Here is a 24,697-nt window from a genome sequence, read left to right as displayed (position 1 = left end):
CGGTGTGAAGCCCTCGGCTGCGTTGATCCTTTGCCATCGGCAATATCTAATGCGGCAAACTCCAGTAGGAGAGCAAAATCAAAAAGCCTTTATCCGTTTGTATGGGGAATTTACCGACCGGCCAATTTCAGCCACACAAATGTTGCCTGCCACCTGGAGTAATGCAGGATTTGGTATATATGGTAAACACTACGATAAAGACTGGATGTTTGGCTACGAAGCCTACCTGTCCGGAAATTTTGATAATACTATTACTGACAATGCCGAAAACAAAACATTTTTACCAGCCGCAAAAAATAATAAAGAACGATTTGAAGAAATAAACAGCGGTTTACCCTTGCTGACAACAAAGGTGGCAGTTCGTAATAATAAGATTGGCGAATTGGGCTTATCCTACATGGGTGGGGTGTATAATAAATTTCAGGATGATGGCTTACAATTAGATGATAAGCGAAGGGTAGATGTTTTTGCAGTTGATTTTAATACTACTCTAACTAACCTGAAAACCTTTATTACCGCTGAATGGGCATGGATTAGAGTTGATGTGCCATCAACTTATACACAGCAGTATGGTAACAAACAACAAGGCGGTTTTTTGGATATTGTACATCCCTTGATTAAGAAAAGAATGCTGGGCTGGCCAAATGCCACACTAAATCTTGCCTGCCGCCTCGAGTATGTGGACTGGAACAAAGGAACATTTACCAGCACCGGCGGTAATATAGCGGAAGACCTCTGGAGTGTAATGCCTGCCATCAGCTTTCGCCCAACTGCACAAACTGTTTTGCGGTTGAATTATCGCTATTTGAGCCAGCAGGATTTATTGGGCAACCCGCCAACCAAAACAGGTGGCTTTAGTTTTGGAGTTTCAACGTATTTCTAAAACAATATCACTGTCTGCCAGCTATTTGCAACCTCGTGGCAACTTTGCAGCGGCCTTTCACTTCTAAAACAATCCTTCTATATTTGCGCTAGTGAAGCCATTTTTCTTAATACTCAGTTGCTTTTTGCTCTACCTGTCATGCCTGCCGTGCGGAGACAGTGTGGAGTGTAATGTAACACCTGAGCTGAAGATAACAGCTACTGACAACCACCAGCAGCATAAACATAATTCAGAAGCCTGTTCTCCATTCTGCTCATGTTCCTGTTGTGCAGCTTCAGCATTTTACTCTCCTTTCTCTAAGGCGCAGGTAACCAAAATAGAATTTCAACAGGAAAACTATCCCCTCTATAACGTATCGTTCAGCACAGAAGCTCATAACAGCATCTGGCAGCCTCCCAAGTTTTCATAATCTCACATCTTCATTGAATTTGCTGTAAGTCATTTATTGGCTTATTCAGCTATTGTATCATTCATTTCCCTTTGCTGGCTATGGCCACAATCAAAAAAGCTACTAAGAGCAAGAAAAGAAAACAGCCTTTAGCAATACGAATAATTAAAGTTATTCTCATTGTAATTGGCTGTGCCATTCTTATTGCGGCAATGGTGGCAAGAGCTATTCATTTCTTCAGGTATCATACATAATTAAACAGAATCAAGACATGCTCAATAAAATCATTCAATTCTCCATAAAAAATAAATTGGTCATTGGCCTTTTTACACTGGCTTTAATAATATGGGGTGTTTACTCGGCAAAAAAATTGCCGATTGATGCTGTACCCGATATTACCAATAACCAGGTACAGGTAATTACGCTAAGCCCGTCATTGGCAGCACAGGAAGTAGAACAGTTAATTTCTTTTCCGGTGGAACAAACAATGGCCACCATTCCGGAGGTGCAGGAAATCCGTTCCATATCAAGGTTTGGATTATCTGTAGTTACCGTAGTATTTCATGATGATGCAAATATTTATTGGGCCCGTCAGCAAGTAGGTGAACGGCTGATAGAAGCCCGTAACCAGATACCGAATAATATCGGTAACCCGGAAATGGCTCCTATATCTACGGGATTAGGTGAAATTTATCAATATGTTTTACATGCAAAAAAAGGATATGAAAATAAATACGATGCCATGTCGCTTAGGACGATACAGGACTGGATCGTCCGTCGTCAGTTGCTTGGCACACCCGGCATTGCTGATGTAAGCAGCTTCGGCGGTCTTTTAAAGCAATATGAAATTGCATTGAATACAGATAAGCTTCGAAGCTATAATCTATCCATAGCAGATGTATTCAATGCCCTTGAAAAAAATAATCAGAATACAGGTGGAGCCTATATTGACAAAAAGCCCAATGCCTACTTTATCCGCAGCGAAGGGTTTATTAAAACCATTACCGACATTGAAAAAATTGTAGTTACAAGAACTTCCGGAGGTTCGCCTGTACTGGTCAGAGATATTGCAACGGTACAGTTGGGCCATGCCACGCAATACGGGGCATTAACCCGTAATGCAGAAGGCGAAGTAGTTGGTGGCATTGTTTTAATGCTCAAAGGAGCAAATTCCAGTATTGTAATTAATAGTGTAAAAGATAAAATAATCCAGATTCAGAAAAGCTTGCCGGAAGGTGTAGTCATTGAACCATTCCTTGACAGAAGTGCTTTAGTTAGCAGGGCAATCGGAACCGTAAAAACCAACCTTATTGAAGGGGCCTTGATTGTGATTTTTGTATTGGTTGTTTTCCTTGGCAATATTCGTTCCGGGTTGATAGTGGCTTCGGTAATTCCGCTTGCCATGCTTTTTGCTATTGCGTTGATGAACATGTTTGGTGTGTCTGGTAACCTTATGAGCTTAGGCGCTATTGACTTTGGTTTGATTGTGGATGGCGCCGTGATTATCGTGGAAGCAACCATGCATCAGTTAGGCCATCGAAAGCCCGGAAGAATGACACAAGACCAATTGGATGACGAAGTATATAAATCAGCAGGTAAAATGATGAACTCCGCTGCTTTTGGTCAAATCATTATATTAATTGTTTACCTGCCCATCCTTGCCTTGGTTGGCATTGAAGGAAAAATGTTTGGCCCGATGGCACAAACAGTTTCATTTGCTATCCTGGGTGCATTCCTACTTTCACTTACCTATGTGCCCATGATGAGTGCCCTTGTACTAAGTAAGAAAATAAGCCACAAGGAAAACCTTTCTGATAAAATGATGAAGTTTTTTCAACGGCTATATACACCACTAATACGTGGCGCACTTAAAATGAAATTGCTGGTAGTAAGTATTGCTGTTGGTGTATTTATAATCAGCCTGATTATTTTTAAAACCTTGGGTGGTGAATTTATTCCCACATTGGAAGAAGGCGATTTTGCGGTAGAAACAAGGTTATTGACAGGTAGTTCATTAAGCCAGACAATTGATAAAATAACGCAAGCTTCGGACTTATTAATGAAAAAATTTCCCGAAGTAAAAGAAGTAATTGGAAAGATTGGTGCCTCTGAGATACCGACCGACCCTATGCCCATAGAAGCATGTGATATTACCATCCTTTTAAAAGATAAAAAAGAATGGACCAGTGCACATAACCGGGAAGAACTGGCAGAAATGATGCAAAAAGAACTGGAGAAAATTCCCGGTGTTTCCTATGGGCTATCGCAGCCAATACAGCTTCGTTTTAATGAATTGATTTCAGGTGTCCGCCAGGATGTGGGTATTAAAATATTTGGGGAAGACCTGGATGTACTGGCAGACCTGGCAAAAAAAATCGGTGTTATTGTACCTACGGTAAAAGGAGCAGAAGATTTATATGTAGAACAGGTAACCGGCCTTCCACAGATTGTGGTTAAACTAAACCGGGATAAGATTGCACAGTTTGGTTTAAATGTAGAAGATGTGAACCGTACCATCAGTGCTGCTTTTGCCGGGGAAGCCGCAGGTATTGTTTATGAAGGTGAAAAAAGGTTTGACATGGTGGTGCGGTTAGAAAAAACAGGCCGCCAGAGTATTGATGATGTAAAGGGTTTATTTGTTGCGGCGCCTGATGGTAACCAGATTCCATTGGAGCAGGTAGCTGATGTCAATTTGCAGTTGGGCCCCAACCAGATACAAAGGGAAGATGCAAAACGCAGAATCATTGTAGGTTTTAATACAAGAGGAAGGGATATTTCATCAGTTGTAAAAGAAATGCAGGAAAAAATTGAGAAGCAGGTAAAAATGCCCCCTGGTTATTTTATTACTTATGGCGGGCAATTTAAAAACCTTGAGGAAGCTAACAAAAGATTATCTGTTGCAGTCCCAGTTGCATTAGCATTAATCCTGCTGCTTCTTTTCTTTACGTTTGGCTCTATCAAATATTCACTACTCATTTTTACAGCTATCCCCATGAGTGCTATTGGTGGTGTATTTGCCTTATGGTTCCGGGGTATGCCATTCAGCATTTCGGCAGGCGTTGGTTTTATCGCTTTGTTTGGTGTAGCTGTATTAAATGGTATTGTGTTAATCAGTGAATTTAACCGGCTAAAAAAAGAAGGCATGACAGATATAAATGCAATTATTTTAAAAGGAACTTCTGTAAGGTTGCGACCGGTGTTAATGACCGCAATGGTTGCATCTTTGGGATTCTTACCAATGGCATTATCTACAGGTTCCGGGGCAGAAGTTCAAAAACCGTTAGCAACGGTTGTAATAGGCGGATTGATTACGGCCACTTTTCTTACTTTGGTTGTACTACCCGTATTATATACTTGGTTTGAGAAAATTAAGCCGAAAACTAAAAAGGTGTCTGCAACTAAAGGCTTGGCCTCATTACTAATTCTGTTTACTGCCTCCTCATTTGCTGCAAATGCTCAGCAACCAAAGACAGTCATAAATCTTAATGATGCTGTTACATCAGCTATGAAGAATAATCCTTTGGTAAAAGTAGGAACGCTGGATATAAGTTACCAGCAACAATTGAAAAAAACGGTAAAGGATTACGGCAAAACAAATGTGGGTCTCACATTTGGTCAGTATAACAGCCGTATTGCTTATGATAATAATTTCAACATTAATCAAGGCATACCGAATCCTGCCTACTTCAAAAGCCTTATAAGGCTATCTGAGTCAAATATCAAAAGCAGTGAACTGCAATTGAAAATTTATCAAACTGAACTGGCGGCAAATACAAAAACATCGTACTACCAGTTAAGTTTTTGGATTGAGGAAATAAGGTTGCTGAAAGAACTGCTGGCTATTTACGAAAATGTATTAAGGGCATCGGCATTACGGTACAAAACGGGTGAAACAAATGCATTGGAAAATTATAATGCTGAAAGCAAGGTGAATGAGATAAAGGCGCAATTAAGAAATGCAGACGAAGATTACCGTATTGAATTAAACCGTCTGAAAGTCTTTACTGCAGATTCTTCAGTTACGGCCATTGCCGACACTTCACTTGTTGAAAAACAGATACAGATAAGTTTTGATACCGCTGCCATTACTGCCAACCCTACACTTGCTTTTATTAAACAACAGATTGATATTGCAAACAGAGAGAAAGCCGTTGAGCAGTCAAGATTAAAACCCGATTTCTCAGTTGGTTATTTCAACCAGTCGCTGGTTGGGTATCAAACCGTAAATGGAGTTGATAAGTATTACGGTGCAGGCCGTCGTTTCCAGGGCGTTAATTTGGGTATCAGCATTCCCATATTTGCCAGGGCACAAAAAGAAAAAGTAAAAGCGGCAGAAGTAAACCGGGTGCGCCGTGAGGCAGAACTTACGAATTATCAATACAACCTGCAGGCAGAACTGGCGAGGTTGTTTGGCGAATTGCAAAAGCAAAGAGTTCAAATAAACTATTACCGCAATACAGCTTTACCGCAAGCCAATCTTATCATCACCCAGGCACAAAAAGCTTTTACTGCCGGTGAAATCGGTTACTATGAGTTGACGCAATCACTCAATAATGCCGTCATTGTAAAACAGGAATACACCAAACTTTTAAACCAATACAATCAAACCGTCATTGCTATCGAATTTATCGGCGGCATCAATTAATAAGAACGGGCTAAAATAAAAAAATATGAAACAGAAATTTTTAAGTTCACTTGTTATACTCACTGCTGCCACTGTTTGGCTTTCATCCTGCTCTTCCAAAGGAGGTGCCGAAGCTGCCCCTGCAGAAGAAACTAAAACTGAAGAAGCAGATATGGTGGACCTGTCGGAAGACCAGTTTAAAACAGTCAACATACAGTATGGCGCTGTAGAAGAAAAAAACCTCAGCAGTGTTATCAGGGCAACTGGTGTGCTGGATGTACCTCCACAGCAATTGATAACTGTCTCCTCTCCTTATGGTGGTACATTAAAGAGTACTGAATTGTTGCAAGGGAAACCTGTTACAAAAGGAGAAGTAATAGCTGTATTGGAAAACCCTGAATTTATTCAGTTGCAACAAGACTACCTGGACTATAAAAGCCAGTTGGTTTACCTGAAAGAAGAATTGGACCGTCAGCAGGAATTGGCTAAAGAAAATGTAAATGCAAAGAAGACCCTGCAAAAAGCCGGCAGCGATTACAATAGTATCATGGCAAGGGTGCAGGGCTTAAAATCAAAGCTGCAACTCATCAATATTAATCCTGATAAAATCAATCCTGCAAACATCTCCGGCAGGGCAAATATTTATGCTCCTATATCAGGCTATGTTACTAAGGTATTGGTGAACATAGGCAAGTTTGTAAACGCTAACCAGGAGCTATTTGAAATTGTAGATACCCGTCACCTCCATGCAGAACTTACCATTTTTGAAAAGGATGTTCCAAAATTGAAAATTGGGCAGAAAATCCGTTTTGTGTTAAATTATGAAACTAAGGAACGTTTTGCAGAAGTGTATTTAATAGGACGTGAAATCAGTGCTGAGCGAACTGTTCGGGTGCATGGACATTTGTTGCAGGAAGATAAAAATCTGTTACCAGGCATGTACCTGAAAGCAATTGTAGAAACAGGTGTTGCTACCACTACCGCCCTGCCTGATAAAGCGATTGTGCAATCAGCAGGTAAATCTTACATTTTCATTGCAGCAGATGAGACAAAAGAAGAAAAGAAACCTGCCGATGCAAAAAAGGATGAAACTGCTGAAAAGCATATTCCGTTCAAGAGAATTGAAGTGACGACGGGTGTTTCGGAAAATGGTTATACCGAAGTGATTTTGCCTGAAGGATTTGACAGGAATAGCAAAGTAGTAGTAAATGGAGCATATGATTTATTGTCGAAGATGAACAATGTGGAAGAGGAAGAATAGATTTTACTTGGGTCGGAGCCCTGCCTTGTTTGTCCCGTTTTAAAAAATGGAAAACCTTGAGTGGCAGGGTTTCCGTACCCACCAATAATTAGGTAATAATACATCCGGTATGGATATACAAATTGAATTAATTATTGTTGCCAAGCTTTTGGTTTCATTTCTGCTTGGTGCTTTTATCGGTCTTGACAGGGAAAAACATGGCCGTGATGCCGGAATAAGAACCTATGCTGCCGTTTGTATTGGCGCTACTTTGTTTACCGCAGTAGCAGCACATCTTGTAACTGATGTAGCCGCTGCATCACGAGTGATAGCCAATATTGTTACCGGTGTTGGTTTCCTTGGGGCTGGTATTATCTATCGAAACAGCAGTGCCGGAACATCGCATGGGTTAACAACAGCAGCCACTGTTTGGTGTACCGCAGCAGTTGGTGTGGCAGTAGGTCTCAACATGTTCATTATCGCAATTGTTGGGGCAATTGCATTGTATTTTCTGCTTTCATTACATCACCAGCATTGGTATATAGAATGGAAGAAGAAAATGATAAATAAGCATAACGAAAAAGACAACGCTGATTAATTGTTTAAAATTAAATTGTATAATAACGTTATTGTGACATGTATAGTATAATAACAGGCACCATATTATTAGGCATTACTCATGCCCTTATCCCTAACCACTGGTTGCCCTTGGTAGCAATTGCCCGGTCGGAGAAATGGGAAAAGTATGAATTGATGCTGGTGGCTTCCATCACAGCATCTGCACATGTGCTGGGCACTGTTATTATTGGTTTTGCTTTGGGAATGATTGGTTCAAAACTGGCACATCAATACGAAGGATATGTACATGTGATTGCACCGGTGCTATTGATAATATTCGGATTGATCTATTTTACTGTAAACCTACCACATCATCACCATGCAGCCAATAAGGATGTACAGCAATATAAAAAATCGAAAACCAAATGGGTGTTGATTTTTGCAGCTACCATGTTTTTATCTCCCTGCTTGGAAGTGGAAAGTCTTTTTCTTGCCGCAGGCGCCTACGGGTGGGATGATATTTTGCTGCTGGCTTTGGTGTATGCAGTAATCAGCATTACTGGAATCATTAGTCTTGTAATGCTTGCATTTAAAGGAGTGCAGATGATGAACTCACAATTTATTGAGCACAACGAAAAACGAATTACCGGAATGGTATTAATTATAGTAGGCATTGTTACATTTTTTTTACATTAAACAAAGCGTTATGGCACATAAACATGATGAAACAAAAATTGCAGAGCAGGAAGCCTGCTGCGACCTGGATGGAAAATTAAACGAAACAAAAGTGGTGACCATGCCTAGTAATGACGACGGGCATAATCATGATGAAGAGGAAGGACAGGGAATAAAACCCTGGTTGCCTGCAATAGCCAGTTTTACACTTTTAATGCTGGGTATTGCTTTGGATAATTGGATAAAGCCAACACCGTCATGGTTTTCAGGTTGGGTTCGTCTTGCATGGTACATCGCAGCATACCTGCCTGTAGGTTTACCAGTAGTGGTAAGAGGAATAAAAACAGCTATTAAGGGTGATGTATTTACGGAATTTTTCCTGATGAGTGTGGCCACCATCGGAGCATTTTATATTGGTGAGTATCCAGAAGGTGTTGCAGTAATGCTTTTCTATGCAGTGGGAGAATTATTCCAGGATGCCGCTGTTAACCGTGCCAAAAGAAGTATTAAAGCCTTGCTGGATGTAAGGCCAGACAGCGCCGATGTGTTAAGAAATGGCATTTATGTTAATCTTCCGCCTGAGAGTGTAAAAGTTGGCGAAACCATCCAGATAAAAGTTGGTGAACGAGTTCCCCTGGATGGTGAAATGTTAAGCGAGGGTAGTTCATTTAATACTTCAGCATTAACCGGTGAAAGTAAACCTTCCACTTTTACCAAAGGGGAAACAGTACTGGCAGGAATGATTAACCAGGAAAAAGTAGTAGAGTTAAAAGTGACAAAGCTATTTAATGATTCTTCGCTTGCAAGAATATTGACCCTTGTACAAGACGCTACAACAAGAAAGGCAAAAACCGAACAATTCATCCGCAAGTTTGCAAGAATATACACCCCCATTGTTGTGTTTCTTGCTATTGGCATCACACTTATCCCCTGGTTATTTGTAGATAACTACGTATTCAATACCTGGCTGTACAGGGCCTTAATATTCTTAGTAATCAGTTGCCCCTGTGCATTGGTAATTTCTATTCCATTAGGATATTTTGGAGGTATTGGCGCAGCATCAAGGAGTGGTATTTTATTCAAAGGCTCCAACTATCTTGATTTAATGACAAAAATAAACCAGGTGGTAATGGATAAAACAGGAACACTTACCAAAGCTGTTTTTAAAGTGCAGGAAGTGGAGAGTTATGACATCCCCAAAGATGAATGGTTGCCGCTTGCTGCAGCACTGGAGGCTAAATCAACCCATCCTGTTGCAAAAGCTGTTGTTGAATATGCGGGAAATAGTATTGGTCGTGTTCAGGTAGACGCATTGGAAGAAATCAGCGGCCACGGTTTAAAAGGAGAAGTGAATGGAAAGGAAGTGCTGGCAGGTAATGTGAAGTTGATGGATATGATGAAAGTGCCGGTGAATGATGGATTAAGAACAATAGTGGATACGATTGTAATAGTGGCAATTGACAGAAAACTGGCTGGCTACTTAACCATAGCTGATGAAATAAAAGAGGATAGTAAACAAGCAGTAGATGCCTTGCACAAACTGAATGTAAAAACAACCATGCTTAGCGGCGATAAACAGGCCGTTGTAAATAAAGTAGCAAAGTATTTGGGTATTGACAAAGCCTACGGCGACCTGTTGCCTGAAAATAAAGTACAAAAAGTAGAAGCCCTTAAACATGATAAAATGAATGTAGTGGCTTTTGTAGGCGATGGTATTAATGATGCACCCGTACTTGCTTTAAGCGATGTGGGAATTGCAATGGGCGGCCTCGGCAGCGATGCTGCTATTGAGACAGCAGATGTGATTATACAAACTGACCATCCATCCAAAATTGCTACTGCCATACAAATTGGTAAAGCAACCACAAAAATTGTCTGGCAAAATATCGGGTTAGCTTTCGGTGTTAAATTAATTGTGCTGATTCTTGGAGCAGGTGGTCTTGCAACTATGTGGGAAGCTGTATTCGCCGATGTGGGAGTAGCTATGCTGGCAATATTAAATGCAGTAAGGATTCAACGAATGAAATTTTAAGATAAACTCACTTTGGCAAACACAAAACAATCATCTGGGGCTAAATACAGACGTCTTAGCTTTTTTCAATTGCTGAAAATATTTTGGCAGGGACGGAAGTTGCGCCCTCACGAAAAATGGAGCAAGGAAAAAATATTAGAGTATCAGGAAAAAGGGCTTCGTAAGCTGCGTGACTTTGCTTACAGCAATTCACCATTTTACAAAAAGTTTCATCAGGGGCATGAAAACAGTCCATTGAATGAATTGCCAATTCTTACCAAAAAGCAGTTGATGCAATCGTGGGATGAAATTGTTACGGACAGGTCTTTGCATCTAAAAGATGAAGAGAACTTTTTAGATAACTTGAAAGGTTTAGGTCTTTTTCAAGGTAAGTACTTTGCATGGGCAACAGGTGGCACTACAGGGGTAAAGGGCATCTTCATCCTTAGCCAAAAAGAATGGTTTAAGTTCTTTTTCACAGCAGTCCGGTCAGGTGCCGCACAAAATATTTCCTTACACTTTGGACAAAAACCAAGAATGGCTCTCGATTGGCATTCTTTAGTTTTAAACATTACTAACTGAGGGAAGCTTTCAACTGCGCTTTTGGTGATTACGCTATTGATTTTGCCGATTGGCGGATGGCTTCTGATACCATACCTTGTGAAGCGTGGCTATGATTTTGGCTATTACCTCGCATGGACATTTTTTGCTTCAATCGGAATTATTGAGTTGGCACATTTTATCTTTCCGCTCCTCACGAATGAACCATACGGATACTTTCCGGGTATGATTACATCTCTTCCTTAGGCAACGGCTGGATGGTGGGGGATGTACCTGCTTTCAAAAAGTAGTTGCAAGAAACCTGAAAAACTCCCAAGCTCATAAATATGAATAATGTTAATCATAAGGAAATAAAAACCAACTGGTATGTAGTCACTGGAGGACCTTGTACAGGAAAGACGACAGTTATCGAATTACTTGCTGCACGGGGATATGCTACTACGCTTGAACAGGCAAGACATTACATAGATACTCAAAAAATAAAGGGGCGGACAGTTGAAGAAATAAGAGCAAACAAAGAGCAATTTCAATTACAAGTTCTCAATCTTCAGATTGAAGAAGAATCAAAGTTGGATATAAATAAAATTACTTTTTTGGACAGAGCCTTGCCGGATGCAATGGCTTATTATGAATTTTTGGGGTTGAAATATGACGATCGCCTGATAAAAATGTGCAATACATTTTGTTATCAGAAAGTGTTTATTTTAGACCGTTTACCGTTGATTAACGATTATGCAAGATTGGAAGATGAAGAGGAACAAATCCGGATACACCATTTAATTATTGATGTATATAAGCGGTTTCCGTGTCCTGTAGAATTTGTTCCTGTATTACCGCCGGAAGAAAGAGTGGATTTCATTCTTCAAAATCTGTGATGGTAAAATCTGCTAAGTATAAAAATGAAACATTTTGTTTAGGTGACAGTGTGAATGACGCACTTGTTGTGGCTTTAAGCGATGCAGGAATTGCGATGGGTGGTTTAGGAAGTGATGCCACTATTGAAACCGCTGATGTATTAATTCAGAATGACCAGCCGCATAAAATTGTTTCTGCAATTAAAATTGGAAAGATAACACGGAGCATTGTTTGGCAAAATATCATTATGGCCATGACCGTTAAAATATTTGTATTGATCCTTGGTGCAGGTGGTGTTGCTACTTTATGGGAAGCTGTAATTGCAGATGTTGGTGTTGCTTTGCTGGCAATACTAAATGCGGTAAGAATACAAAGAATAAAAGTTTAATACCTGCGACAGTATATTTCGTTACATCTGCATCGGCTGAGTTTCCGCTTTAATCCTTAAAGCAGAAGAAAGCGGTGTTCGTTCCTGACAAATTAATTAATGACCCCAGCCAGCCAACGCACAAGCACGGCTAATGCAGTGGCTAACCCACAATGCCAGCCCTTCCACTGCATCTATGGTGTTGCCGCCATTTTTTAACTGTCATACTTTTTGTGGCTATGCTCCCCAAGCTTTTGGCACATTGCCTGTTCCGCGGAGTTTATCCCGCTTTTCAGCGGGGCTACACAGCCAAAGAGCCAAGCCAACCCAAGCATAGCAACAAAAAGACGCTTCACTCCAACCACCGCCACCGTTCCGCTTATGCCAGTATAAAAATTGGCGGAAGCATCCTTAAACATAATGCGGTCTTATGTGTTCGCTTCGCACAGCCACCCCACGCTTATGCAAGCATCCCAACGCAGTGGCTGTCACATAAGTCGCCATTATGTTAAGTAGCCAACACCATAGCACTTTTTATCAAAAGTGTAGCCGTGCTTTTTGCCAACGCACCCCACCCGAAGAACCCCTACACCCCGCCACCCTTTCAGCGGTGCAGAATAAATAAAGCATGATTTGTTTTATGGCCATGTGCTTGCGGTCAGTTCATTCTCTTCGCCTCCATTTCGTTCAGGCGTTTCGTTCATTCCGTTTCTCTTCATTCACTACACTATCCTTCACTTCATTTCGTCTACGTTCATTTCACTCACCTCAGCACCGCACGGCAAAAGCAATTCCTTCTCTGCGTTTCGCAAATCAACCGCACTGGCTTTCCGTGTCATGGCATTTGCTTAGCCCACGCTGCAATGGCTTTTGTGTTTGGTAATTTACAAAAGCCCCCAATGCTTCTAAGCAAATTGCTCATGCCACTCCAAGCCGCCAACCCGTTTTGCTTCACTCCGTTGCGTCATTGCATTTGCCCTTGACCCACCGCACAGTTGAAATCGGTATGCTTTATTTTTTCTGCGACTTGTTTACCCCATTGCCGACCCACTAAAATCCGTATCCTTCAAACCAGGTATCTACCTCCTGAATGGATCTGAGTAATACTTCATCCTCTAATGGAAATCCTTCAATCTGATTGGTGATTTTGATTTGATGACCTTCATTGATTTGGTCTTGCATAGTCCTTTTTAATTCCTCAAAAATGTGAGGTTGTCCGTTCTCCAATGGAGTTAGGATTGATTGTTTGTTGTAATTGTAAACCATAATTATAAAGTTGTTTATTATAAATATGTCGGTTTTGAGGAAAAATCACTTTTTATCAAAAAATATTTTGGAAGCCCACTTTTAAAAAATAAAAAAGGCAGCAAAGTTAGGGCGGCACGCACAAGCCCACGCTGATAAAAAACCAAAAGACTACGGCATAAACACAAGGCCAACGCACAAGGCTATCATTTATTCCGTTTCCTTTTGGTTTTTTGCCCTTGCCGCCCTGTCAAATGGCTTTCTTTTTTCTTTTTTTTTCCGGTTTTTTTTCTGTTTTCTTTTAAAAATGTGTGCGAAGCGTAGCGGAGCAAAATTTTAAATCCCTACGTGTATGGAGTCAGCAAAAATTCAAACGTACAGCCTCAAAAATGAAGTTTCTCAGCACTCATTTTTCATTCTCTGTAAAGGCTTAAATAGTGGTAAGCCTCTGGAGCAACCAACCGCCAACTGTTTTGTAATGTCATGTGAAAGCGAAGAAGAGATGAAGCGTTACTATTGGCTTTGTTTCGGTTTATGGCAGTCTAAAGCCTTTCACCCTCACTTGTGCGGTTCAGTCATTCCATTTTTACGCATCAATGATTTTAGAAAGATTTTTGCAGAGGCAGCAGCCCAGGCAATCGGCAACGAACCAAAGGAGCAAAAAATGGTTTCCGACCTTCAAAAGTTGCAGCAGCTTGAAAAGCTATACAAGCAAAACTTGCTTCTTATAGCTGATGCAAAAAGGGCAGTGTTTTACAAGTTCATGCGGAGGCGTTAATCGCTTCCGCCTGTTTCGCCTTTATCCCGACCATGAAGCAAGGATGAAGGCAAGATGATTCGCCTCTTAGCGTAAAATATTGGCAGCTATGCCAACAAAAAAGCCCCGGATGAACCGAGGCTTTTTCAATGGAGCAGATAATTCAATCCTTAGAAAATCTCCTGAATCTTCAACGCATTACCTGAGTTGAACAGGTAATAGTTGGAACCAACTTGCTGATAGAACTCGATTCCGATACACTGCAACACACTTGCATCTGCCGTAAGGGTTGGAGAACCCGGCAGGGTAGCAGTTACAACAGTTGACGTTGCAACAGGTGAGAACAAATCAATGTAGCCGGAATACTGAACGTCTGAAAGTTCATTATTGGCTGCGTCAATCGGTTCGTAAACTCCAGTAGTGTCATTGTACTCAAAATCCGATACACAAGCCAGAGCATGGATTAAGCGAAAATGTGTTGCACCAGCAGGAGCATTCACCAAGTTTGCAGGGTTAAAAGCAGGAACGGTTAAAGTACCACTGTCACGACCTGGAGTGTGGGACAGAGTAAACGGAGCAACAAACACACCTTCCAAGCTCACGTTTTTGTCAAACGCAAATCCGTTCAGGTACTGGCTTTGCTGCGAAATCAGAATTGCACGGTAACCCCTTGCTTCAGTCTGATCTTCCAGATTGATTTTTTTCATTATCGCAGTTAGGCGACCTGTCATTTGAGGGTCACTCATTTGCTTAATGATTTGAGAGAGGGCAACCCAAACAGATTTACCGGCTGTTGCACAGCCTCCGAACTCGTTCATGTTTTCACGAGTACGTTCAAATTCGGGAGCAGTTAAGATTTGGTCACCATTGGGACCGCCTACAAGTCCTGCAAAGTCGCCTTGCAGTCCTTTGATTTTGAAATGTCGTACACCGCCCATTGTGCCGGAGTAACGAACGAGACCAGTTTGTCTTGCCATTTTGCTATTTTTTTAAGAGTTTGAAAATTCAAATATCTTTAGCAAATTTACATTCTATTACATTGATTTACAGCAGTTTACGCAGTAAAAAATGGTGCAATTCAAAGCATACGGACAAGCAATAATCAAAACACACCTCAAAATCACTAAAGTGGTTGATGGGGATGGCTTGTTTGTAGTGAACCCTTTCAACAAACAGGAAGAAGAAATTCGTTTCCTGGGCATTGATGCACCTGAAATAAGAAGGTCTAAAAAGCTGCAACAGGATGAAAGAGAAACACACTTACCCGGCCAACTTCTCTTATTGTTGGGTAAACAATCAAAGGATTTTCTGAACTCCATTGCACCAGTTGGAACGTCTGTAACTATTCAACTGGAAAAGCCTCATAGCATTGATTCTTTTGGCCGTACACTGGCTTATGTGTTTCTTCCTGATGGTACTTGCTTAAATGAATTGATGATTAAGGAGGGCTTTGCAAAGCCTTACAGCAGGTATTATTGTGAAGCGTTAGCAGATTTTCAGCAAATCAATATATTTGCAAAGTCGAATCGAAAAGGACTGTACCAAACAGTCAACGACTTTTAATCAGAAGCACTATTTTGTTACAAGTTTTCCCTTGTTTCACTCAACTTTGTTGCCTATTTGTTGCCCAATCGGCTGAAAGCCTTGATACACAAGGGTACTATACTTTTTGTATTGAATTATTTAGAAAGTAAGATTGAGGTTAAAACCAAATCTGCTAGTTGATGGCGACTGAATATCGCTTCCAGACTGCTGAGTAAACTGATCAGGATCCACATCCTTCAAATCCTGATTGAAGAATAAGAACACGTTTCTTGCTACCAAAGAAACATTCGCCCCTTTAATAAATGAAATCTTACTCAAAGCCTTTGCTGGGAAATTATAAGTTAATGTTACTTCACGAAGCTTAGTAAAGGTTTTATCCATATACATCAATTCTGTATTGGTACCATTTGCAACACGGCTTAAATACTGCTGAACAGTTGTTGTTTTTGTATTTGGCACTACTGTCAATTTATCAAAGTTCAAAATCTCACCGGTCACCGGATCAATTTGAATCTGTCCACCAGTTAGTGTTATACCTCTACCAACAAAAGTTCCTCCCTTTACATCATTTTCACGATGTACACCAAAATCACCACTCACAGTATAAGCATGTCTACCGCCAGATACAGTTCTTCTTCTGATTTGGTTCCACAAAACACCACCTACAATACCATCAACCTGTACAGACAATCTGAAATTGCCATAGCTTAACGAGTTAGTAAGACCCCATGTAAACTTTGGATCTGCGTTACCCATGTATCTTCTAGCATTAGGACCACCGGTAGCATCACTAAAACGCATCAATAATCCATCAGTACCATGCACATACTCACCTTTTGGTGTTCTAACGAAACCTGGCACATACACTCCATCAACACGATCACCATTTTTAATCCAAATACTTGGATTAGGATTGTTAATCCATACACGCTTGAAAGAACCAACTGTACCCAACACTTCCCAATTAAACTTTCTCGTTTTAACTGGTGTTCCGCTCACCACTAATTCAAAACCTGTATTCTTATAGCTACCTTGGTTAACATTAAATGATGTAAATCCTGTTGATGATGAAATAGACTTACGCACTAACAATTCTGAAACACTTCTATAGTATGTGAAATCAAAGCCAAGACGATTTTTTAACACTTTCACCTCTGCACCCAATTCCATTGTTTTCCTGTTATCAGCAATGATATTAGGATCATTCAAGACATCTGTAAAAGCAGCACCCAGAGCATTGTTATAACCATTAGAGAGTGAATAAGTAGCTGGGCCAAATTCATATGCTGTCATACCGTAAGGAGATTGATAATTGTCTCCGTAGCCCAAAGGATTTCCTACACCCGGACCCCAAGGACCAACAGTTGAAAAAGTTCTGGGGTTTCTACCAGTAGCATATGAGCCTTTTACTTTTGCGAAAGATATCGGGCGTGGCATCTGTACATAATCAGAGATAACTGAACTACCACCAATAGAATAATAAGTATAAGCATTATTAGCAATTGGCAGATTTGAGTGCTTATCAACACGACCTGTTGTAGAAATTGTAGCATACTTTCCAAGACCAAAGTCGAAAGAATAATATCCACTCAGAATCAATTGTTGAGCCTGCCAGTTTGCAGTTAATGGTCTGTTTAAAGTATTAGAAAGGCTATAGACACCTGGAACAGTTAAATAATCAGTACTAGCCCAAGTACTATTAAATCTTGAGTTTGCAGCATTACCACCCACCATGGCATCAAGTTGCAGGAAATTCGATATACGATTATTGTACTTTACCTGCACCTCGTTATTACTTTCAAAGAATTGTCTGTTGTCTTCTCTGTAATCACCTTTACGATCATCTCTTCCATAAGAACCAGCACTATAAGGCATCTTTTCTGTACGTAATAAACCATACGTGCTAATGCCAGGACGAAACATCAGCTCAAAATGAGGTGCGAACTTGTAGTTTAAAGCTATATAACCATAAATATCATTCTTGTAGTGGCCACGCAGCCACTCATATACCATGAAATATGGGTTATTGTAACGCTGATACTCTGCATATTTCTGTTGAATACCAACTTTACCAGGTTGCCAGTAGTCACGCATCTGTCTAACATCCCAGTCACTTCCAGCCCAGATTGACATGTTATAGATCAAACTATTAGGACCATAGTTTACATCTGGGAAATTTTTCGAATACTGTCTGCTATAGTTAATATTAGCACTCAGTTTTACTTTAGGAGAGAACTGGAAACCTGCTGCCATATTGAAATTCGTAATGTTCAGATCCATGTTAGGGATAATGGCTTTCTGATAAGAATGACCCAAACCAAAACGTAGATCGTATTTCTCATTTGATGAGGAAACAGCAATGTGGTTGTTTGACAGAAGGCCGGTTTGCAAAAAATTCTGCAGATTGTCTTTACCACGTGCTATCCACGGTGTAGGTATAATGTTACCTGTGTACGTAGATCCATCAGGGAAAGTGGTTGTATAAGTTCTGGTTGGATCAACAGTGCCATCATATTGAGGCAGTGGTTGACCATTGAACTTTGGGCCCCAGATATCATAATCGTTATCATTTACACCGCCGCCGAGACCATTTCTGAAAGCATATTTACCATTTGAACCTGGACCATACTCGTGCTGTAATTTGGGCATAGCTAAAAACCCTGCCTCAAACATGGTACTGCTATTGAATTCTACAGAATATCCACGCTTGTCTTTTGTTCCTTTTTTGGTATTAATAATGATTACACCATCACGACCATTAGAACCATATAATGAAGCCGCTGTCTGACCTTTAAGGAATGAATAACTCTCAATATCATCAGGAGATATATTCCAAGTATCAGTTTTGATGGGTACACCATCAACCACAAACAGGATATTACCTTCACCTCTAAAATTGATAGAAGGCTGGCGAAGCATTTCGCTATTCACGTTTACAACGAGTCCTGCCACCTTTCCCTTAAGGCTATTAATTGGATTTGGCTCACGTGCTTTCACCAAATCTGCAGTCTTAACCTCTTGAATAGCATAACTGATCTTTTTAGCTTCTTTTTTGATACCAAGTGCTGTTACTACAACTTCAGACAGGTCTGTTGAACTTCTTTGCAACTGAATAAGCTGACCGTTAGCAGCATTTGATACATACTCACTATAGCCCACATAAGAAACAACTATCTGATCTTTATCATCGGCTTCAATTTTATAAAAGCCGTCATTACCTGTTAATACTTTAACGCCAGTCTTCTTGTTGATGACTACTGCACCTGAAACTGGTTGAGCATTGTCACCTGTAACCCTCCCTGTAATAATTTTTTGCGCATTAACATTTCCGGGCAAAATCATTGATGCTCCTATTAGCAAGGTCACAATGATTGCATGTAGCGTTTTGGTTGCCATAAGCTTGCTTTGATTTTAGGCCGCTAAAGTCAAAGCCTTATGTGAAGCAATTGTTGTTGGATAGTTAAAGAATTATCATTCTAATATGAAATAACTATAAAGCAGAGAATGATAATAATTAGTTTAAGTTCAATTCATTTAATCAGAAAAGAATTGCGCGCGTGCACGCGCGTGTGATTTTTTCTGTAATTAAGTGTTACGGTTATATTATCAGATGTTTAAATAAACGTCATTTGCAAGAGAATCGTATTAGGTTCATAGATAAAAGCAATGATTCAACCCGTATCAAGATCTTCAGAAACAAAAAAAATCTTCAAATAAAGACTCTTCTGTAGGGGAAGTCCCTAACATTTCTAACACTATTTTTCGTAAAGCAACTAAATAAAGAGCCTGACCCTTGAACCAACAATTCCAATTTTGACTTGCCGCGGAAAGAATTGTTACATCATAAGCATACTAATTTTTATAACGCTTAAGCGTCTTAGATTTCTGCAAAACTTCGGATAATTTGTAAAAGGTTCGACCACCCATTTGATGTCTTTCTATAAGCCCTTGGTCAGCCCATTTAGTTAGGGTAGTTTTAGAAAGCTTTGGGACAAATCGCTTACATACTTCTGCAGGAGAAAGAAGCTGCTCTGGCTCTTTCTCCAAAGCAGCTTTTATCTCCTCCTGAATGATAGGACGGAGCGCCCGCACCAATAGAGCAGTGAACTCCTCTGCTGTAAAGCCAGATAGTATGATCTGCGGGTTCTTCACTTCTGAAATCTTTTCCTCTCTCTATACTCTTCATATTTTTTGTAGGCCAATACAGCTACTAATCCAAAAATCCCACCAATGATTAAGTTTCTAAAAGTCTTTGAATATGACTTACTACCACTCGACGGTGGCATTGGCGGAATATTTGGCATTGTCTGTTGTACAATAGGTGTTATCTGTACAGGTGCTGGCGCTGGGGGCGGCGGCGGCAAAGGCATCTTAGGTGCTGACTTCAATGCGTGTAAGTAATCTGCTCTTGATGACAGGACAGTTTTCAAAATTTCCATATAACTATTTTTTCGTTATCAAAAAGTGTGTACCCGTAGTTGATTAAAATTTTAACAGGTATGCCATCAATCTCCTTTATTTCGGAATAGATTGACCAGTGAAATTCAGAATCCAACAATACTTGCGCGGAAAAAGGATTCTTCCCATATTTATTAAAGGCATTCTTCAACCGAACTTCATTTTCAAGAAGTGCAATTTTATTCCGATTAAACTCAGCACGATTGCGCTCACGTTCTAGCTTGGCTGCATAAGCGCAGTCATCGCTACAATAAAATGTTGACCTTCTGAATGGGGGGATTTGCAACCCGCATTGGAAACATGTATACATATGCTCTATTTACTGAGCAAAGCTAACTGTCACAAGAGCCGAAACCTAATACAGATAAGGGTTTTAAGAATATTTGCGTACGACTTTAAAATTCTCGTACGCGTTGTTATTTTTAAAAATAATATTGACAAATTCAACAACACAATTCATGAAGGCATATACCTCTTAAACTTCAATTCAGAGTAGTTATCATACTTTTTTAAATTTGAAATGATGTTGTCAAGTTTTTGCTTTGATACCAAAGCATCTTCATATTGCTTTATATAATTAGCAAAGAATAAAACAAGCCAAGACTTTGGCCACTTGCCTTTGCCATTTGATTTCCAGAATATATTAATTCCAAAATCTAATAACCTCTTAGGAACTTGAGGTGTATTCCTTAAGGAAATTTTATTTGGTAGCGGTACAGTCGGAATTCTAAGGCCATGTTCAAAGATCACATCAAATTCCTCTTTAGTTATGAGAGACTCGCCAATCACTGATTTATACTCATATAGAAAAGAGAAATATTTTAATATCTCATCATCATTCCAAATAGTTGGAATCACATAACCTGGCTTACATAATCTTTTGAATTTCCATTCATCTATTTGCTCTATTCCTTCATAGTTCGTTTTTCTAGAAAGATCATCATCAGCTGATTTAACTTCATCAGAAATAAATGAATTGAGCCCATCGCTTACTTCAGGCAGTTGCCAGCAATTGTCGGCAGTTGCCGGCAAATTCTTCAAGAAATTATCAAACTCATCTTTGTTTCCATAGAAATTATCATAGAGCTGAAAATCATAGAATTTTGCTAATTGAGTCTTGTTAGAGTTTTGTATCTCTTCAAGCTTTAATTGAAAAAACAATCCAAAAACTTCATCACCTACATCCTCCCTTTTGATGTAGTGAGTTTCATTCAAATCATAGAAATCACCCTGATACTCAAAAAAGTCTGGGACAGTCTTTTCAACTTCCTTGACACTCTCTTGAAGATATCTTTGATAATAATCGTCATCGGCCTGTGCCAGAGTTAAAAATGGCTTGTGCGGAATTTCCAAATAAGAGCTGATGGCATATTCATACACCTGCTTGGCTGTTGCCGGCATTTGCCTCCCTGATAGCACCTGATCGTTAAAGTAGGCAATGATTGAGGATAATTCGATATGAAAATCTATAAACATAGACTTCAATTTATAAAAATGAAGTTATTTTAGTTCTATAAAGCTGCAAGTTTATTGAACTAAACATGCTTCTTTACGAATCTGTTGTTCTCTAAAACAACAGATTATAAATTCAAATACACTATTTGTTGTGTTTTAAAACAACATTTTATTATACCCCTTGAACTATTTTCTTATTATAGCTGAAGTTGAAGGTAGCAATGTTGAAAATGTGCAACAACTATGACCAGAATATAAGGATGTATGAGAAGATGATTTGTATAAATTAATATAGCACCTAACCCTTCTTGAATTTCGCTATCATCTAAAGACGCATGCATTAATTATTTTTTTATTAAGGGTTAGGACATATGCTCCATATCTGACCAATAGCGGCTGTATAAATTGTCAGTTTGTAACAAAGTTTTGTGATCGCCATAATGCTTAACAGCTCCTCCTTCGACCACATAAATGATATCACAAAAATTCTTCAATACGTGTAATCTGTGCGTAATAAATACAATGCCCATTTGATATCTTAGGCTTTGTAAAAGTTTTAATACGAACTGTTCAGAAACCCTATCCATTGCAGCTGTAGCTTCATCCAGAATCAATAATTGAGGACGATGGTACAAAGCCCTTGCCAGAGCAATCATTTGCATTTGGCCTCCGGAAAGATTAATCCCTTCTTCTCCAACCAAAGTCATAAAAGATTGAGGAAGACTGTTGATAAATGGCGAAAAGCCATACTCATCCAAAAAAGTTAATACATCTTGCATCTTGTTAGCGGCATCATCAAAGGCAATATTCTCTATAACAGTACCATTAAAAATGTATACATGCTGAGGTACTAAAGCGACAAGGCCTCGCCAATCACTTGCATCTACTTGGCTTAGTTGATGTGCCTTATTGATAACAATATTTCCATTCTCTGGGGTGTAATGCTGCATTAAAAGCTGTACCAGTGTACTCTTACCAGAACCATTCTCACCCATTAATGCAATAATCTCCCCCTTTTGTACACTAAATGAAAGGTTCTGAAGTATTTGTCCTCTACCAGGATATCTAAATGCTACCTTCTGTACATCAAGACGGATAAAGTCAGTAAGGTGATCTGTGCCAAGTTTATCAGGCTCAATTCCTGCGAACTCAAACATTCTATTGAATGCTATTTTAGCCTCATTAATCGGGATGCTTAGTAACGCCAGATTAGCAACTGCAGGCAATAAAGAACCAACCATACCTATGATCGCTATTAACTCCCCAGCTTTTAAAGCCCCATTTAATATTTGTTGGCTTAAAATTGCTAATAGCGAGCATAATAGTATTGCTGCAAATGTATTGGCCGAAAAAGATAACCGCACCTGAATTTGCCCGAGTTGAAAAATGGCATTTTGATAACTACCGTATATAGAGGTATTCTGTTCGCTATATAGCTTTTCCTTACAGTGGTTTTTTATTGCTTCTACACCTTGTAAAGAAGATATATAATTACTCTCCGCCAAAGCATAACCGGCCATCGTTTTTCGCTGTGCTTCAGTTATCTTCTTATTTTTCAGATAGATGATTAAAAAGAAAATAGGTAAACAGCATACTGTAATGTAACCGCTAATTCGTGAATAACTGAATATAAACACCAGTGTTACTAAAACAACAATGGTATCTAACAGCGTGTTTCCTGCTAATTGGCTAATGACGCGTTGAATACGCGTAGTATCATTTAAGCGAGCAGTTAGCTCACCAATCTTTCTTGTATCGAAGAATGTTTTAGGTAAGAAAAGTAGACGTGAGAAAAAATGCTCTACAATACGAAGGTTAAACTCCTTAGATTGCATAAGCAATAATTGTGCGCGTACTAAACCGAGGGTTTCTTTGGCTACCAACAACAAAAAAACCAAGATAACACCTGTAAACAATTTCGTATGCTGTTTTTCAGGAATAAATTCATCAATTAACTTCTGGGAGAAAATTGCCATAGTTAACCCTAAAGCCGCAATGACGATTCCTAAGAGTGCAGCAATAGACAGCAGACTAATGTCTTTTTTTACAAGATCTTTAATCCAAAGCCGTTTTCTTGCAGCAATAGAAGATTTTAGTTGAAAATGATCATTGGGTGTTAAGATCAAACATGCCTTTGATTGCCATATTTTATCGAGTTCTTCAGCTGTTAGATGAACAATACCTTTTGCAGGATCTCCTATAACCAAAAGCTTCCTGCCTTTCTGATTTTTTTTACCAAAATAAACCACGTAATGCTGCAGGTGATTATCTAAAACAACATGTAAAATACATGGTAATGGATGTGCCAGTAATGCATCCATATCAGCTTCGCAACCCTCTGCATTAAAACCACAAGCGTTGGCAGCCTGATATAAGCCGAGTAGCGAAGTGCCAGTTTTATTGGTGCCACTTAGGCGTCGAAGATTCTCTAATGTCTCATTTCCACCGTAATATTGTATTATTGTAAGTAAACAGCAGATACCACAATCATATTTTGATTGTTGCTGAAAAACATTCAACTTTTTTTTACTCACTAACCTATTATTTTAATATTTTATTATTTATTAGTGAGTTCAAGTTTTTATCACTAAAGAGAAGCTTTCCATTTTTATCAAAAATTTGATAATAGGGTGTATATAAAATTTTATGCTTGCTTGAGTAATAGAAATTAGAATCCAAAAACAATGAATATGGCCTTTTAAAATTTGAAAGAAAGGTCAATGATTCATTCTTATCACCAGCCGAAATAAAAACTAGGTTATAGTCAGATAGTTTCGATATATTTTGATTGATATCAAGAATGCCCACACGACACGCATCACAACTAGGACTAAAATAAAAAACAAAATAGGGCTTGGCTGCAACCTCTAATTTAATTGGTTGCGCTTCAATTTCTATAAGCTCAGAAGCAGAAAATAAATGAATTTCATTTTTGATATCCTCTTTTTGACTAAAGTAAATCTGAATCGAAAAAAACAAAATTCCAAATGCAAAGAGAATAGGTAAAATATATTTTCTCATACCTTCATAAAAGTTACTTGTAAATAAGTTATAAGTACAATCCAAAAGAAAAAA

At 39.3% G+C, this 24,697-nt stretch carries 18 protein-coding genes and 1 pseudogene; 12 read left to right on the top strand and 7 right to left on the bottom strand.

The annotated features are described in order from the left end of the window. Nucleotides 1–49 precede the first annotated feature (49 nt). From J0L83_13840 to J0L83_13795, 10 genes and pseudogenes are all read left to right on the top strand, one after another. Nucleotides 50–883 carry a hypothetical protein gene (locus tag J0L83_13840; protein MBN8665657.1) on the top strand — a complete coding sequence of 278 codons (834 nt, stop codon included), beginning with the start codon at nucleotides 50–52 and terminating at the stop codon, nucleotides 881–883. 659 nt (nucleotides 884–1,542) lie between these two features. Beyond that, entirely contained in the window at nucleotides 1,543–5,916 is a 4,374-nt protein-coding gene (locus J0L83_13835; protein ID MBN8665656.1) for a CusA/CzcA family heavy metal efflux RND transporter, read from the top strand. Between the two features lie 25 nt (nucleotides 5,917–5,941). Further along, nucleotides 5,942–7,156, top strand: coding sequence for an efflux RND transporter periplasmic adaptor subunit (locus J0L83_13830; GenBank protein MBN8665655.1), 1,215 nt, complete (start codon nucleotides 5,942–5,944; stop codon nucleotides 7,154–7,156). A gap of 109 nt (nucleotides 7,157–7,265) precedes the next feature. After that, nucleotides 7,266–7,733, top strand: a complete 468-nt coding sequence (locus J0L83_13825; GenBank protein ID MBN8665654.1) for an MgtC/SapB family protein — start codon at nucleotides 7,266–7,268, stop codon at nucleotides 7,731–7,733. 38 nt (nucleotides 7,734–7,771) lie between these two features. Then, nucleotides 7,772–8,389, top strand: a complete 618-nt coding sequence (locus tag J0L83_13820) for a hypothetical protein (protein ID MBN8665653.1) — start codon at nucleotides 7,772–7,774, stop codon at nucleotides 8,387–8,389. Between the two features lie 10 nt (nucleotides 8,390–8,399). Further along, nucleotides 8,400–10,400 (top strand): cadmium-translocating P-type ATPase, encoded by a 2,001-nt coding sequence (gene cadA / locus J0L83_13815; protein ID MBN8665652.1) that lies wholly within the window; start codon nucleotides 8,400–8,402, stop codon nucleotides 10,398–10,400. Between the two features lie 12 nt (nucleotides 10,401–10,412). After that, the gene (locus J0L83_13810) at nucleotides 10,413–10,961 is read left to right on the top strand and encodes a hypothetical protein (protein MBN8665651.1); all 549 of its coding nucleotides are present in this window, start codon (nucleotides 10,413–10,415) and stop codon (nucleotides 10,959–10,961) included. 305 nt (nucleotides 10,962–11,266) lie between these two features. Next, a complete protein-coding gene (locus J0L83_13805) occupies nucleotides 11,267–11,815 on the top strand; it encodes an ATP-binding protein (GenBank protein MBN8665650.1) in 549 nt (182 codons plus the stop codon). A 38-nt stretch (nucleotides 11,816–11,853) separates the two neighbouring features. Next, nucleotides 11,854–12,183 (top strand): annotated as a pseudogene (locus tag J0L83_13800) (heavy metal translocating P-type ATPase). A gap of 1,576 nt (nucleotides 12,184–13,759) precedes the next feature. Further along, on the top strand, nucleotides 13,760–14,185 hold the full coding sequence (locus J0L83_13795) for a hypothetical protein (GenBank protein MBN8665649.1): 426 nt from the start codon (nucleotides 13,760–13,762) through the stop codon (nucleotides 14,183–14,185). Nucleotides 14,186–14,334: 149 nt separating this feature from the next. On the opposite strand, the gene J0L83_13790 is transcribed toward J0L83_13795, so the two are convergent. After that, nucleotides 14,335–15,141 (bottom strand): hypothetical protein, encoded by an 807-nt coding sequence (locus J0L83_13790; GenBank protein ID MBN8665648.1) that lies wholly within the window; start codon nucleotides 15,139–15,141, stop codon nucleotides 14,335–14,337. 91 nt (nucleotides 15,142–15,232) lie between these two features. On the opposite strand from J0L83_13790, the gene J0L83_13785 reads away from it, so the two are divergent. Beyond that, nucleotides 15,233–15,727, top strand: a complete 495-nt coding sequence (locus J0L83_13785) for a thermonuclease family protein (protein ID MBN8665647.1) — start codon at nucleotides 15,233–15,235, stop codon at nucleotides 15,725–15,727. A gap of 120 nt (nucleotides 15,728–15,847) precedes the next feature. Here J0L83_13785 and J0L83_13780 read toward each other — a convergent pair whose 3' ends face one another. Continuing rightward, nucleotides 15,848–19,105, bottom strand: a complete 3,258-nt coding sequence (locus J0L83_13780) for a SusC/RagA family TonB-linked outer membrane protein (GenBank protein MBN8665646.1) — start codon at nucleotides 19,103–19,105, stop codon at nucleotides 15,848–15,850. A 456-nt stretch (nucleotides 19,106–19,561) separates the two neighbouring features. Continuing rightward, nucleotides 19,562–19,861 carry a helix-turn-helix domain-containing protein gene (locus tag J0L83_13775; protein ID MBN8665645.1) on the bottom strand — a complete coding sequence of 100 codons (300 nt, stop codon included), beginning with the start codon at nucleotides 19,859–19,861 and terminating at the stop codon, nucleotides 19,562–19,564. A 78-nt stretch (nucleotides 19,862–19,939) separates the two neighbouring features. Between J0L83_13775 and J0L83_13770 the strand changes: the two genes are divergently transcribed. Continuing rightward, nucleotides 19,940–20,110: a hypothetical protein gene (locus tag J0L83_13770; GenBank protein ID MBN8665644.1), complete on the top strand. Its 171-nt coding sequence runs from the start codon at nucleotides 19,940–19,942 to the stop codon at nucleotides 20,108–20,110. 25 nt (nucleotides 20,111–20,135) lie between these two features. On the opposite strand, the gene J0L83_13765 is transcribed toward J0L83_13770, so the two are convergent. The 4 genes from J0L83_13765 to J0L83_13750 all read right to left on the bottom strand — a co-directional run bounded on the left by J0L83_13765 (nucleotide 20,136) and on the right by J0L83_13750 (nucleotide 24,643). Next, the gene (locus J0L83_13765; GenBank protein ID MBN8665643.1) at nucleotides 20,136–20,477 is read right to left on the bottom strand and encodes a hypothetical protein; all 342 of its coding nucleotides are present in this window, start codon (nucleotides 20,475–20,477) and stop codon (nucleotides 20,136–20,138) included. A gap of 146 nt (nucleotides 20,478–20,623) precedes the next feature. Next, a complete protein-coding gene (locus J0L83_13760) occupies nucleotides 20,624–21,643 on the bottom strand; it encodes a hypothetical protein (GenBank protein ID MBN8665642.1) in 1,020 nt (339 codons plus the stop codon). Nucleotides 21,644–21,984: 341 nt separating this feature from the next. After that, entirely contained in the window at nucleotides 21,985–24,156 is a 2,172-nt protein-coding gene (locus tag J0L83_13755) for a peptidase domain-containing ABC transporter (GenBank protein ID MBN8665641.1), read from the bottom strand. A 7-nt stretch (nucleotides 24,157–24,163) separates the two neighbouring features. Beyond that, nucleotides 24,164–24,643, bottom strand: a complete 480-nt coding sequence (locus J0L83_13750; protein ID MBN8665640.1) for a redoxin domain-containing protein — start codon at nucleotides 24,641–24,643, stop codon at nucleotides 24,164–24,166. Nucleotides 24,644–24,697 lie beyond the last annotated feature (54 nt).

The sequence above is a fragment of the Chitinophagales bacterium genome, from assembly GCA_017303835.1.
Taxonomy (GTDB): domain Bacteria; phylum Bacteroidota; class Bacteroidia; order Chitinophagales; family Chitinophagaceae; genus JAFLBI01.
The sequence above is the reverse complement of the archived record's forward strand: the minus strand, read 5'-3'. Positions and strand labels throughout refer to the sequence as shown.